Source organism: Streptomyces sp. NPDC058525 (assembly GCF_042719495.1).
Taxonomy (GTDB): domain Bacteria; phylum Actinomycetota; class Actinomycetes; order Streptomycetales; family Streptomycetaceae; genus Streptomyces.
The window spans coordinates 18,026-31,194 of sequence record NZ_JBHXNP010000016.1 but is presented as its reverse complement, the minus strand read 5'-3'; the positions used below and the strand labels follow the sequence as shown (position 1 = coordinate 31,194).

Below are 13,169 nucleotides of genomic sequence, written 5' to 3'. Positions count from 1 at the left end.
TCACACCGTCCTGATACGGGGGTTGACCAGCAGGTACAGGAGGTCGACGACGACGTTGACGACCAGGAACGCGAGGGCGATGGTGAGCACGGTGCCTTGGACGAGGGCGGTGTCGCCGCCGGTGACTCCTTCGAGGATCAGTTTGCCCATGCCGGGCAGGTCGAAGATCGTCTCGATGACGACGGCGCCGCTTAGCAGGTAGCCGATCTTGATGCCGAGCACGGTCAGCGGGGTGACCAGGGCGTTGCGCAGGACGCCGCGGATGACCAGTGGCCGGGGCAGCCCGTTGCCGGTCGCGGTGCGGACGTAGTCGCGGTCGAGCTCGCTGACCATCGAGGTGCGGATGAGGCGGGCGAGGGAGGCGGCGACGGGGACGGCCAGGGAGATCGCGGGCAGGGCCATGGCCTGCAGCCACCCGGGGAAGGATTCGGCCGGGTTGACGTAGCCGCCGGTCGGGAAGACGGGGGTGTTGAGGGCGAACTGCTGGATGAGTACGACGCCGAGCCAGAAGGAGGGGATCGCGATGCCGGCCATCGACAGGACGCGGGTGAGCTGGTCGGGCCAGCGGTCGCGCTGGACGGCGCCGGTCACGCCCAGGGCTACGGCGAGAACGACTGCGAGGACCAGACCCAGCGCGGTCAGCTGCATGGTGACGGGCAGCGCGATCGCGATCCGGTCGGCTACGGGCTGACCGGGCGGCATGGTGACGCCGAGGTCGCCGTGCAGAAGCTGGCCGAGGAAGCCCACGTATCGCAGGGGCAGCGGGTCGTTGAGCCCGTGCTCCTCGGCGAACGCGGCCCTGGCCTCGGGGGTGGCACCGTCGCCGAGCGCGTTGAACGCGGGGTCGGCGGGGGAGAACTGGAGCACGACGAAGACCAGCAGGGTGATGCCGAGGATCATCACCGGCATGATTGCGATGCGGCGCAATGCGAGCCGGAGGAAGACAACCATCTTTCGGTTCCTAGCGGTTGGAGGGGGATCCGGGCCGGCCCGGGGGCCGGGATGAGCCGGCCCGGATCCGGTCAGGCGCGGCCGACGTTGAGGAACGACACGCCGGTGGTGGGCAGCGGCTGGAAGCCCGGCAGCGCCTTGTCGGTCCAGGCGGTCGGCAGCTTGCGGTGCAGGATCGGGTAGATCGGCGCCTCGTCGGCGACGATGTCGGTGATCTGTCCCCACAGCTGCTTGCGTTCGGCGGCATCCGCGCTGCGGGCGGCCTGGTCGAGGAGCGCGCGGACCTGCTTGTCCGGGGCGCTGTCGTTCCAGCGGTACCGCTTGGTCGGCCAGGTTCCCTCGTAGAACCAGCGCAGCAGCAGGTCGACGTCGTTGCCGAAGACGGACGGGTCGCCCGGGGCAACGAGGACCTGGAACTGTCCCTTGTCGACCTTGGCGTACTGGGCGCTCGACTGGCCGATGTTGAGAGTGGTGCTCACGCCGACGGCGTCGAGGCTCTCCTTGATCAGCGGGGCGATGTCCTTGACCCAGCCGGTGTCGGTGGTGAGCAGTTCGATCGACAGACCGGTCGCCCCCGCCTCGGCGAGCAGCTGCTTCGCCTTGGCCTGGTCGTAGGTGTAGACGGTGGCGGCCTTGTGGAAGTCCGGGTGGGTCTGCTGCAGATATCCCTGCGCCGCGCTGCCGTTGCCGACCATGGCGGTGGCGATGATCTTCTCGACGTCCAGGGCATAGTGCAGCGCCTGGCGGACGCGCTTGTCGTCGAAGGGCTTCTGGGCGCAGTTGAACATGAGGAACAGCTGACCGAAAGACTGCACCGACTCGACCTTCGCCTTGGCGGACAACCGCTTGGCGTCGATGTAGGGGACGTCCTCGATGGCCTGGACCCGACCGGACTCCATGGCGCTGACGCGGGCGGCCGGGTCCGAGATGAGCCGCCAGGTCATGCTCTTGGCCTTGGCCTTGAAGCGGCCGTTGTACTTCTCGTACGCCTCGAAGACGATCTTGTCTTCCTTGGTCGCGGAGACCAGGCGGTACGGGCCCGAGCCCACCGGCTTGGCGTCGAACCCCTTGGGGTCGGCCTGCACCAGCTTCTTGGGGACGATCTTGGCGACCGTCACCCGGGAGGGGAACAGCTCGAAGGGATACTTGAGCTTGAACTCGACCGTCGAGGCGTCGACGGCCTTCACGTTGTCGAGGAACGGCAGGAACTGCGCCATCAGCGAGGCGCTCTTCGGGTCGAGGATGCGCTCGAAGCTGAAGACCACGTCCTCGGTGGTGACCGGCGACCCGTCGTGGAAGGTGGCTCCGGCGCGCAGGGTCGCCCGGTAGGTGGTGGCGTCGACCTTGGCCGGCAGGGCGGTGGCCAGCGTGGGGCGGGCGAGAAGGGTGGCCGGGTCGAGGTCGGCGAGGCCCTCGAAGACGTGCATGTTCGCGGCGACAGGGGTGGCGCCGGACGCGGTCATGGGGTCGAACCCGGTGGAGAGCGCGTACGAGATGCCGGCCTCGATCGTCTCGGTGCCCGAATTGGCGGTGGAGCCCGTGGAGGAAGGACCGCCGCACGCGGCGAGAGTACTGGTCAGGGCAGCTGCCGCACCGACGGCGCCGGTGTAACGCAGGAAACTGCGACGGTCGAATCCTGCGGGCATCCGCTGCGACACGGGTTCCTCCTGGGGGCGACGTTCACTCGGAGAGCCTATAGTTCAGACGTCTGATGTCCGACGGCTTGATAGCGTGTGAACCTAGCTGGACGAGGGAGAGGGGTCAATAGGTGGCGAGTCCTGAGATTTCCGAAGCGCGCCGGGGGCGGGCGTCGCTTCGCAAAGAGGTCGCGGAGGAGATCAAGAGCTACATGCTCGACAACCGCATGCGCCCCGGGGATCCCCTGCCGACGGAGGCGGAATTGTGCATCGCGCTCGGCGCGAGCCGTTCCAGTGTCCGCGAGGCGGTGAAGACCCTGGCCGCCCTCGATATCGTCGAGGTGCGTCACGGTCACGGAACGTACGTGGGTCGGCTGAGCCTTTCCGCGCTCGTCGAGTCCATGGCCTTTCGCGGCATGCTGAGCCCTGACGACGACTTCAAGGTCTACGCCGACCTCGTCGATGTGAGGGAGTTGTTCGAGCGGGGCAACGCCGAGCGGATCGTCGGCGCGTTGAGCCCGCAGCACCTCGCCACGCTCGACGGCCTGGTCGCCGAGATGGAGCGGCAGGGAGCGGGTGGTGGCGACGGCTTCGTGGCCTCGGACCGTGCCTTCCATGCGCTGCTGGTGGAGCCGCTCGGCAACGAGCTGATCAGCCAGCTGACGGTGGCGTTCTGGGACGTCTACGCGATCGTCTCGCCGCACCTGAACCTCATGACCATCGAGGACGAGCGGGTGACGGTGGACGTGCACCGCCGGATCGTCGAGGCCGCGCGCGCCGGTGATCCGGCTGCCTTCGTCGCCGCCGTCTCCGACCACTACGCGCCGGTGCGGCGGCGGCTCGCCGACGCTCGGGCCAGGGCTGCCGACAGGGAGTCCTGACCCGGGGCCGGCTCGGCGCAGGCACACCGGAGCCCGCCCGCCCTGCCCGGGCGGACTCCGGTGTGTTCCCGGACCCCCTGGCGGCCCCCCTTGACCGCTCGGCAGCGGGCTCCCTACAGTCTCGTGACATCAGACATCTGATCTCTCATGTTTTGCTGTCTTCAGGGGGCGTCCGTGCCGTTGACCGACCTGACTCTCGACGACTGCCTGGCCTACCGGCCCGAACTGCCGGCTCCAGCCGACTTCGACGTCTTCTGGTCCCGCACGCTCGCCTACGCCGAGTCCGCCGTCCCCGCGCCCGATCTACGCTTGGTCGACAACGGCCTCGCGCTGATCGACACCTACGACGTGACCGTCGCCGGCTTCGACGGCCACTCCGTACGCGGGTGGTTGCGTGTCCCCGCCGGAACGACCGGACCACTGGGCTGCGTCGTCGAGTTCCTCGGATACGGCCGCGGCCGCGGCCTGCCGCACGAGAACCTGCTGTATCCGGCAGCCGGGTACGCCCACTTCCTCATGGACACCCGGGGGCAGGGCTGGTCCGCCGCCCCCGGAGACACCGCCGATCCGGCACCCGGCCCGAGCGGCACGGTCCCCGGCTTTCTCACCCGCGGCGTCGACAGCGCCGAAAACCACTACTACCGACGCCTGTTCGCCGACGCGGTGCGCTGGACCGAGGCCGCCCGCGCCCTGTCGGTGGTCGACCCCGACCGGATCGTCGTCACCGGCTTCAGTCAGGGGGGCGGCATGGCCCTCGCCGTCGCCGGACTCGTCCCCGGTCTGGCCGCAGTGATGCCGGACGTGCCGTTCCTGTGTCACATCCGGCGCGGCGCCGAGATCGCTTCTGAGCCTCCGTACACCGAGATCGCCCAGTACCTCGCCCTCCACCGCGACCGCACCGAGCAGGTCTTCAGCACGCTGTCCTACTTCGACGCCGCGCACTTCGCCGCCAGGGCGGATGCTCCCGCGCTGTTCTCGATCGCCCTGATGGATCCCATCTGCCCGCCCTCCACATGCTTCACCGCCTACCACCGGTACACCGGCGAAAAGTCGGTCGAGGTGTACGCCTTCAACGGCCACGAGGGCGGTGGCCGTGTGCACGAGCGGGCCCAACTCGCCTTCGTGCGCGACCGCATCGGCTGATGCCGTAGGCCAGGGACACTCCGATGGTGGCTACGAGAGGCGCGGGCAGGACGGCACCGGAGATCGGAGGTCCGGACGACCCGGACGGCGGACGAACCGGCATCGTGATGGTCTGGACCAATTCCGGGGAAGATTCCACACTGGGCCGATGGACAACTCACGGATCACGCCATGACCGCCCCGCGGAGGGGCGATCTGCCCCTGCACCGGCTGGAGGTACCGCTGCCACACCTGCTGCCCTTCGCCATCGGCTCCTTCGACACCATCGGCCCCCTCGCCAGAGCCGACTTCCCGCACCGCCACGCCTTCTACGAGATCGTCCACGTCACCGGCGGCCGCGGCACCCACGTGCTCGACCTCGGCCACTGGCCCCTGGACCCGCCCCACTTGGGCGTGATCACCCCCGGCCAAGTCCATCACTGGCAGGGCGCCGATGGCCTCACCGGCAGAGTGATCCTCTTCAATGAAGACTTTCTCCTCACCCACCCCGAGGACGCCGCGGCCCTCGAACGGCTCGCCGACCGGCCGTGGCTGCGGCTGGAGGCGCGCCACGAGGGGATCACCCACGTGCTCGGCGAGATGGAACGCGAGTACCGCAGCCTCGGCGAGGGGTACGCGGGCGTGCTCAATGCCTACCTGCACATCCTCATCGTCCTGGCCCTGCGTGCCTGCGAACAGGCCCCCGGCCCGGCCCCCGCGTCGGCGGGCCGGGCCGCCGCACTGGCGGCCACCGCCTTCACCCGGCTCATCGCAGCCCCGGGCGGCACCCGGCGCACCGTGGCCGACTGCGCCAGGGAGCTCGGCGTCTCCGACGGCCATCTGCACACCCTCGTCAGAGAGGCCACTGGGCAGCCCCCCGGACGTCTGATCCGGCGCCGGCAGACCCTGGAGGCCAAACGGCTGCTCGCCCGTACCGACCTGACGGTCCGACAGGTCGCCCGGGACACGGGCTTCGCGGACCCCGCGTACTTCAGCCGGTTCTTCCGGCGGGAGACCGGACTGACCCCCGGGGAGTACCGGGCCGGGATCTGCCGCGTCGCGGTGCCAAGCTCCGGGACAGGAGAAAAGCACCACGATCCCCGGATCGCGTCCATCGCCGCCGCCGCGCCGACGGCCGTAGGTTGACGGCGACGGGCCCGGACCGCGGGGGAGTCCGCGCCCCGCCCCGAGCCGCGCCCCACCGCGGTACGGGGGTCCGGCCCGTCACACCCCCCCCACGACCCGAAGGAGTCGAGCTGTGCCCACCGCCGAGAACCGCGGTACCTCCCCCCACCAATCCACCCCACCTCAGGATGGTCGCCGCGCCGACGGATCCGCCGCCCCTGGGGCCCACGACGGTCAGGCCCCCTCCACCGGCTTCAGCCGCAAGGGCTTCCTCCGGGCCACCGCTGCCGCCGCGGCCGGCCCGCTGCTCGTCGGGGCGGGCGTGGCCGTCGCCCGGGAGGGGAGTGCGGCGCAACCCGGGATCACACCCGTCGCCTTCACCCCGGCCTGCGACGACGGCGACCACCCCACCATCCCCCAGACGGAGGGCCCGTACTTCAAACCGAACTCCCCGCTTCGCACCTCCCTGGTGACGCCTACCACCCCCGGAACCCGGCTCACCGTCAACGGGTACGTCTTCGGCCAGGCCTGCCTGCCCCTCGCGGGCGTCCTCCTCGACTTCTGGCAGGCCGACGTCAACGGCGCCTACGACAACGCCGGATACTCCTTTCGGGGCCACCAGTTCACCGATGCGCAGGGCGCGTTCCGGCTGAGCTCGATCGTCCCCGGCCTCTATCCGGGGCGTACCCGGCACCTGCACGTCAAGCTCCAGGCCCCCAACCGGCCCGTCCTGACCACCCAGTTGTACTTCCCCGGCGAACCCCGCAACGCGACCGACTCGATCTTCGACGCCCGCCTGCTGATGACGGTGCGCCCGGTCGGCAACGCCCGGGAAGCAACCTTCGACTTCATACTCGACGTCCCGCAGACCCCTGGCCCGTCCCCGACCCCCACCGACCCGACGACCCCTCCCGGCGGCACATGGACCCCGGGAACCTCGTACCGTGCCGGTGACCGCGTCACCTACGGCCCGACGGCCTACGTCTGCCTCCAGGCACACGTGGCCATGGCCGGGTGGGAGCCCCCGAACGTCCCTGCCCTCTGGCGTCGCGACTGACCACCGGACCGGGCAGCCTCCCCGCCTGGCCGGGCTCCGGCGTCCCCGTCTCCCTTGAACGCCGCGCCGACGGCGGGGGCGCCGAGCAGAGCCACAGCGGTCACCAGCGACCGGGCCCGCGATGGGCGCAGTCATCCGATGCGGAGACCCCGGACCTGGGAACCCGCCCCTGGGGCACCGAAACGGTCGCCGGGCCATGCTGGCATGAGCCGCGAAGGCCGGAGCGGCAGGGGTGGCGCGAGTGGGCACAGGCTGTGGCCGGAAGCATTGATCCATTGCCGCCGGACAGAAACCGTCCGATTCCGGCGCCTCGCCCACACCTCGGTGCCCTCGTGGTCGACTGCAGTCATGCCCTGCCCGAGCTGGGGTATCGACAGCGACGTCATCGCACCCGGGGGAGTACCGGGCCGGCCGGCAGCGGTAGCCGGCCCGCTGTCAGGTCTGGCGGGGGAAGAGCGCGAGGAGCCGTTTGCGCTGGTTGGTACCGAGGCCCTGGATGCGGCGGGTCTCGGAGATGCCGAGGTCTGCGAGGAGTTGACCGGCGCGAATGGAACCGATGCCGGGTAGGGACTCGAGGACGCGGCGTACCCGGACCTTGCCGACCACCGCGTCCTCGCGCTCCAGTAGAGCGGCGAGCGGCAGGTCGCCAGATTTCAGCGCCGCCATTAGTTCGCCGCGCTCCTTGCGGACGGTGGCGGCCTTCTGGAGGGCTTCGGCCCTCTGAGCCGGGGTCAGAGCAGGTAGGGGCATGGGGTGCAGTCCTTACGTCGTACGGTTGTTCCTGCCATCATGACGGGCCCTCGGGGGCGATGCCCAGCAGGTTTGCCGTCGACGGCTATGCCGGGGCGCTGGTGCGGCGGCCGGCGGTGCGCTCGGGGTCGTGGATGAGGAAGCCGCTGGTGACCGGGGCGTCCTGGATGCCGTCAGGGGTGTCGATGATGACGCCGCCAGTGCCGTCGAGGTGGAGGATTCGGCCGCAGGTGCTGCGCAGGGTCTCGCTGCCGTCGCTGTTGCGGGAGACAACTCCGGATTCGAGCGGGGTTGAGGCGTGGGCTTGTTGGCCGAGCTGGCTGCGTACGAGGAGGCGTCCGGAGGCGCCCCAGGTGGCGGGGGTGGTCCATGTGCAGTGGCTGATGGTGTCGGAGAAGATCTGCCGGCGTCCGCTGTCGTCGGCGGCGTCAGAGGTCCAGATCAGTCGCAGATGCCCGGGCAGCGGGCTGGTCGTGTCGTGCATCCGCCCACGATCCCACGCGGCCGTGTGGCCGCAGCGGTTCACGCACCGGGTCGGCTTGAAGGTCCGGTCTGCCCTCGCAGGCCGCCCTGGCTGCGGCGGCGGGTGGACCGTTCTGTCCCCAGCCGTCCGCTCGGGACGCGGCCCGGACGGCTTGTCCGAGGAGTGAGATGCCCTTTCCGTAACGGCGGCGCCGTGTGAAATTCCGGCCATGCAGCGCCAGTTCATTATTAGCGCCAGCGTGCCGGCACCGAGGTGACCTGGGGGTGATCCCTTCCAGGGGGCTCACAGCCCGCACGCAGACGCTGAGCAGCATGCCGGTGCTGGGGCTGTCGTACACGGTGGACACCACCCGGGCCACCGCCCAAATCCGGGTGCCACGGGCCCACGCCACACGCGCACGCGGCAAGCTGAATCGCATGGTGGCTGCGCTGGCCGTCACCGAGCACCCGCCCGTCCTCCCTTAGAACGAGTGCGGAGGGCCGGGGCGCAAGCCCCGCCGCGGAATCCTTTCAACCCCGTACGGCACATACGCGCCGTCCACCAGGGCCGAGGCGGACTTCGCTCTGGCACCGATACCCCTCAACCCCTTGACCGGGCTCAGGGCTCGTGCAGCGGGTGAGGGTACGGCCAACTGTGCGAGGCGTGACGTTGGGGCGACGGGCCAGCCGCCAGCCTCTCTAGCGCCGGATGAGGCCGAGTTGGGTGGCGGTGGCGACGGCGGCGGTGCGGGAGTCGACGCCGAGTTTGGCGTAAATGCGCGCCAGGTGGGACTTGACGGTGCCTTCGGTCAGGTGGAGCCGGGCGCCGATGGCCTGGTTGGACAGGCCCTCGGCGACCAGGACGAGGACTTCGCTCTCGCGTCGGGTCAGGGCGGTGCCGGGCGTGCGCAGCCGGTTCATCAGCCGGTCCGCGACGGCCGGTGCGAGCGTGGTGCGGCCTGCTGCGGCGGTGCGTACGGCAGCCGCCAGGTCTTCGGGTGGGGCGTCCTTGAGGAGGTAGCCGGTGGCGCCGGCTTCGATGGCGGGCAGGGTGTCGGCGTCGGTGTCGTAGGTGGTGACGATCAGCACGCGGGGTGCACCGGGGCGGGCGGTGATGGCGGCGGTGGCCTCGGCGCCGCCCATGCCCTTGCCGAACTGGAGGTCCATCAGGACGACGTCGATGTCGCCCTGGGATGCGCGGGCGACGGCGTCCTCGGCGGTGGCGGCCTCGGCCACCACTGCGATGCCGTCTTCGGTTTCCAGGACGGCGCGGAGTCCGGCCCGTACGACGGGGTGGTCGTCGGCCAGGAGCAGGCGGATGGGGGCGGCGGTCACGGGCGGGCCTCGGGGTCGGGGGTGGGGGCAGGGGCAAGGGGCAGCTGGGCGGCCAGGGCGGTGCCGTGGCCGGGGGCGGATTCGATGGTGAGGGTCCCGCCGAGGGCGTGGGCGCGAGCGTGCATGGCGGCCAGGCCGAACCCTCCGGCCTCGGGGTCGGGGGCGGGCAGGCGCTCGGGGTCGAAGCCGTGTCCGTCGTCGACGATGTCCACGGCGACGTTGTCCCCGAGGTAGCTGAGGGTGACCTCGGCGGTGGTGGCCTCGGCGTGGCGGAGCGTGTTGGCGAGGGCGGACTGGGCGATGCGCAGCAGCGCGACCTCGTGTGCGGTCGGGAGCGGTACGGGGTCGCCGGTGAGGTGGAAGCGTGCGGTGATCCGATGGCGGGTGCTGGTGGTGGCGCACAGGCGTTCCAGGGCGCCGGCCAGGGTGGTGCCTTCCAGGGCGGGCGGGGTCAGGGCGGCGACGAAGCGGCGGGCCTCGGCCAGGTTGTCGACGGCGGCCTGGCGGGCCTGGACGACATAGCGGGCAGCATTCTCCGGGGCGTGGGGCAGGGAGCGTTCGGCGGCGCGCAGCAGCAGCTGGATGCTGGACAGACCCTGGGCGAGGGTGTCGTGGATCTCGCGCGCCAGGCGTTCGCGCTCGGCCAGCACACCGGCGGCGTGCTGGGCGGTCGCCAGGTCGGCGCGGGTGGCGGTGAGCGCCTCGATCAGGCGCCTGCGGTGTTCGCTCTCCCGGTACAGGGCCTGGTACCCCCACACCACGGCGACCGCGACGGCGGCGCCCAGGGCCGGCCCGATCGCCATGGCCGCGCTGAAGGAGCCCTGGTGTGCGGCGAAGCCGGCGATGGCCGCTGCCGCGGTGGTCACCACGGCAGCCAGGCCGGCGCGACGGGTCAGCAGGTGGAGCTGGAGGAAGTACATCGGGAAAGCCACCCACACCCCGTCGGCCGACAGGGCCAGCAGTACAAGCCAGGCGGCGCCCACGGCGGCCAGCCACAGCGCGGCGGCCGCCTGCGAGCGGCGTACGCGGGGCAGCACGGGACCGGCCGCATACACCAGCGCGCACGCTGCTGCGGCGGCGACGACCGCCCCGGCGTGGGGGCGGCTGTCGGCGACGGCCCGGCCTGCGGCCAGGACGAGCAGGCCGACGACCAGCAGGTGCAGGCACCAGGCCAGGGCGCGGGTGGTGGGAGTCAGGGTGGGGGCGGTGGTGGTCACAGTCCCTCCAGGCTAAGGAGAGGACCGAGGCGAAGCCTCCATCGAAAGTTATAACCGGCGTGCCGCCTTTCGATTCGCCAAGTGCTGTCCTGGGCCAGATGTGTGACCAGGGACCCGGCAGCGAGGGTGGAGACGTACTTCACCGACCGTATGAGAGGGCAGCCGTAGCCGTGTTCGTCGCCTGGAGAGACCTGAAGTTCGCCAAGGGGCGCTTCGCCCTGATGGGGACCGTCATCGTGTTGATCACTCTGCTGGTCGGGCTGTTGTCCGGGCTGACCGCCGGCCTGGGCCAGCAGAACATCTCCGCGATCACCGGCCTGAGCGCCGACAAGATCGCCTTCGGGTCTCCGGGCGAGGGGGAGGAACCGTCGTACTCCAACTCCACCGTCATCGAGAAGCAGTGGCAGCAGTGGGCCAAGACGCCCGGTGTGAGCAGCGCCGAGCCGCTGGGCATCACCGTCACCAAGGCAACCGCGGGCAACAAGAGCATCGGAGCGTCCGCCTTCGGCGTCCAGCCGGGCTCCGCGCTCGCCCCCGACAGCAACAAGATCGACGACCGTGCGGCGGTCCTGTCGACCACCGCCGCCGCCGACCTCGGTGTGGTGGCAGGAGACACGTTCACGCTGGCCGGACAGCAGGTGACCGTCGCGGCAGTGAGTGGTGACGCCTCCTACAGCCACACCCCCGTCATCTGGACGAGCCTAGGCCTGTGGCAGAAGGCCGCACCCCCCACCGGCCAGACCGGCGGCTTGAGCGCCACCGTCATCGCCGTGAACACCACCTCCGGCGCCGACATCCAGGCCGCAGACCAGGCAGCGGGCACCAAGACACTCTCCACGGACGACTCGCTGTCCGCGATCGGCTCCTACACCTCCGAGAACGGCTCCCTGCAGCTGATGCGCGGCTTCCTGTTCGCGATTTCCGCCCTGGTCATCGGCGCGTTCTTCACCGTGTGGACCATCCAGCGCAGTGGTGACGTCGCCGTGCTGAAGGCGCTGGGCGCCTCCACCGCCAACCTGCTCAAGGACGCGCTCGGCCAGGCCGTCGTCCTGCTGACCGGCGGAACCCTGATCGGCACCGGCATCGCCGCCGGTCTCGGAGCCCTCGTCGCAGGCTCGGCCGTGCCGTTCCTCCTCACCCCCACCACTGTCCTCGTCCCGGCCGCCGTGATGATCACGCTCGGCGCGCTCGGGGCCGGCCTGTCCATCCGCCGCATCACCTCCGTCGACCCGCTGACCGCCCTGGGGAGCGCCCGATGAGCCTCAACCTGACCGACATCACCCTCACCTACCCCGACGGCGAGTCCCGCCTGACCGCCCTCGATCACGTAACCCTGCACGTGCCCAAGGGCAGCATGACCGCCGTGATCGGCCCCTCCGGATCCGGCAAGTCCAGCCTCCTCGCGGTCGCCGCCACCCTCATCACCCCCGACGCCGGCACCGTCACCATCGACGGCACCGCCACCACCGGGATGACCCGCAGCGAACTCACCGAGCTGCGCCGCCACAAGATCGGAATCGTCTTCCAGCAGCCCAACCTCCTGCCCTCCCTCACCACTGCCGAACAGCTCCAGGTCATGGCGCAGATCGACGGCCGCAAGCCGAACAGCGCCCGAGGGCGGGCCATGGACCTGCTCGACGCCGTCGGCCTGGCCGGCCAGGCAGGCCGGCGCCCCCACCAGCTCTCCGGCGGCCAGCGCCAGCGTGTCAACATCGCCCGCGCCCTGATGAACGACCCCACCGTCCTCCTGGTCGACGAACCCACCAGCGCCCTCGACCACGAACGCGGCGCCGCCGTCATCGACCTGATCACCCGCCTCACCCACCAGCAGGCCACCGCGACCGTCCTGGTCACCCACGACCGCACCCACCTCACCGCGGTCGACCAGATCGCCCAGGTCCACGACGGACGCCTACGCCTTCCCGCCCACACCTGACCCACCCAGGCGGTCCCCGGCAACCCCTACAGGCCGACTGGGCACCCACCGTTCCCTGGTCCCCCTGACTGCCTGCGGCTGGCCGCGTCCCGTTCGAAAGAGACCGAAACCCATGAAGAAGCTCTACTACTCCGCAGTCATCTACACCGTCCTTGGCCTCCTCAGCGGACTCTTCTACCGGGAGCTGACCAAGGCACAGGACTTCACCGGAGACACCCAGCTCTCCGTGCTCCACACCCACCTGCTCACCCTGGGCACGCTGTTCTTCCTGATCGCCATCGCTCTGGAGAGAGTCCTGCATCTGAGCAGTGGCCGATTCTTCAACGCGTTCTTCTGGACGTACCACGCCGGCATGATCCTCACCACCGGCATCATGACCGTTCACGGCACTATGACCGTCCTGGGCAAGACCGCCGGACCCGCGATCTCAGGACCGGCGGGACTGGGCCACATACTCCTCACCCTCGCCCTGGTCTTCTTCTTCCTCTGCCTGCACAACCGCGTGCGTCTCGACCTCACCTACTGCGCCGCGGGCGACCGTGAGAGCGGACAGCTCAAGGCTCTGCCGCGAGTTCAGTGAAAGAGGACGCGTTGATCTTGTCGCGTCGTGATCATGTCGCGCATCCGTTGACGGCCTGGTCGCCGTTGTGTTCCAGCCCTGCGTCCAGCTTCGGCTCGAGTACGTCACGGCGACGG

At 70.4% G+C, this 13,169-nt stretch carries 13 protein-coding genes; 7 read left to right on the top strand and 6 right to left on the bottom strand.

The features are described from left to right. Together ACFWP3_RS11055 and ACFWP3_RS11050 are read right to left on the bottom strand one after the other, a co-directional pair. Entirely contained in the window at positions 1-951 is a 951-nt protein-coding gene (locus ACFWP3_RS11055; protein ID WP_384218725.1) for an ABC transporter permease, read from the bottom strand. Positions 952-1,022: 71 nt separating this feature from the next. Continuing rightward, complete coding sequence (locus ACFWP3_RS11050; protein WP_384218878.1) at positions 1,023-2,597, bottom strand: ABC transporter substrate-binding protein; 1,575 nt, start codon at positions 2,595-2,597, stop codon at positions 1,023-1,025. Positions 2,598-2,734: 137 nt separating this feature from the next. Here ACFWP3_RS11050 and ACFWP3_RS11045 point away from each other — a divergent pair, with 137 nt between their 5' ends. From ACFWP3_RS11045 to ACFWP3_RS11030, 4 genes are all read left to right on the top strand, one after another. After that, entirely contained in the window at positions 2,735-3,469 is a 735-nt protein-coding gene (locus ACFWP3_RS11045) for a FadR/GntR family transcriptional regulator (protein ID WP_384218875.1), read from the top strand. Positions 3,470-3,643: 174 nt separating this feature from the next. Beyond that, complete coding sequence (locus tag ACFWP3_RS11040; protein ID WP_384218722.1) at positions 3,644-4,612, top strand: acetylxylan esterase; 969 nt, start codon at positions 3,644-3,646, stop codon at positions 4,610-4,612. Positions 4,613-4,783: 171 nt separating this feature from the next. Continuing rightward, complete coding sequence (locus ACFWP3_RS11035) at positions 4,784-5,737, top strand: AraC family transcriptional regulator (protein ID WP_384218720.1); 954 nt, start codon at positions 4,784-4,786, stop codon at positions 5,735-5,737. Positions 5,738-5,849: 112 nt separating this feature from the next. Next, positions 5,850-6,773, top strand: coding sequence for a carbohydrate-binding protein (locus tag ACFWP3_RS11030; protein ID WP_384218717.1), 924 nt, complete (start codon positions 5,850-5,852; stop codon positions 6,771-6,773). A gap of 435 nt (positions 6,774-7,208) precedes the next feature. Here the strand turns inward: ACFWP3_RS11030 and mihF are convergent, their stop codons facing one another. The 4 genes from mihF to ACFWP3_RS11010 all read right to left on the bottom strand — a co-directional run bounded on the left by mihF (position 7,209) and on the right by ACFWP3_RS11010 (position 10,537). Further along, positions 7,209-7,523, bottom strand: a complete 315-nt coding sequence (gene mihF, locus ACFWP3_RS11025; protein WP_384218715.1) for an integration host factor, actinobacterial type — start codon at positions 7,521-7,523, stop codon at positions 7,209-7,211. A gap of 85 nt (positions 7,524-7,608) precedes the next feature. After that, a complete protein-coding gene (locus ACFWP3_RS11020) occupies positions 7,609-8,007 on the bottom strand; it encodes a hypothetical protein (protein WP_384218713.1) in 399 nt (132 codons plus the stop codon). A gap of 677 nt (positions 8,008-8,684) precedes the next feature. Further along, positions 8,685-9,320, bottom strand: a complete 636-nt coding sequence (locus tag ACFWP3_RS11015) for a response regulator (RefSeq protein ID WP_384218710.1) — start codon at positions 9,318-9,320, stop codon at positions 8,685-8,687. Further along, complete coding sequence (locus tag ACFWP3_RS11010) at positions 9,317-10,537, bottom strand: sensor histidine kinase (RefSeq protein WP_384218708.1); 1,221 nt, start codon at positions 10,535-10,537, stop codon at positions 9,317-9,319. Before ACFWP3_RS11010 ends, ACFWP3_RS11015 begins: the two co-directional genes overlap by 4 nt. Positions 10,538-10,707: 170 nt before the next feature. On the opposite strand from ACFWP3_RS11010, the gene ACFWP3_RS11005 reads away from it, so the two are divergent. The 3 genes from ACFWP3_RS11005 (at position 10,708) to ACFWP3_RS10995 (ending at position 13,053) form a co-directional block, all read left to right on the top strand. Then, positions 10,708-11,796 carry an ABC transporter permease gene (locus ACFWP3_RS11005; RefSeq protein ID WP_384218705.1) on the top strand — a complete coding sequence of 363 codons (1,089 nt, stop codon included), beginning with the start codon at positions 10,708-10,710 and terminating at the stop codon, positions 11,794-11,796. Continuing rightward, positions 11,793-12,473 carry an ABC transporter ATP-binding protein gene (locus ACFWP3_RS11000; RefSeq protein ID WP_384218703.1) on the top strand — a complete coding sequence of 227 codons (681 nt, stop codon included), beginning with the start codon at positions 11,793-11,795 and terminating at the stop codon, positions 12,471-12,473. Before ACFWP3_RS11005 ends, ACFWP3_RS11000 begins: the two co-directional genes overlap by 4 nt. Before the next feature lie 112 nt (positions 12,474-12,585). Next, the gene (locus tag ACFWP3_RS10995; RefSeq protein ID WP_384218700.1) at positions 12,586-13,053 is read left to right on the top strand and encodes a DUF2871 domain-containing protein; all 468 of its coding nucleotides are present in this window, start codon (positions 12,586-12,588) and stop codon (positions 13,051-13,053) included. Positions 13,054-13,169: the final 116 nt, after the last annotated feature.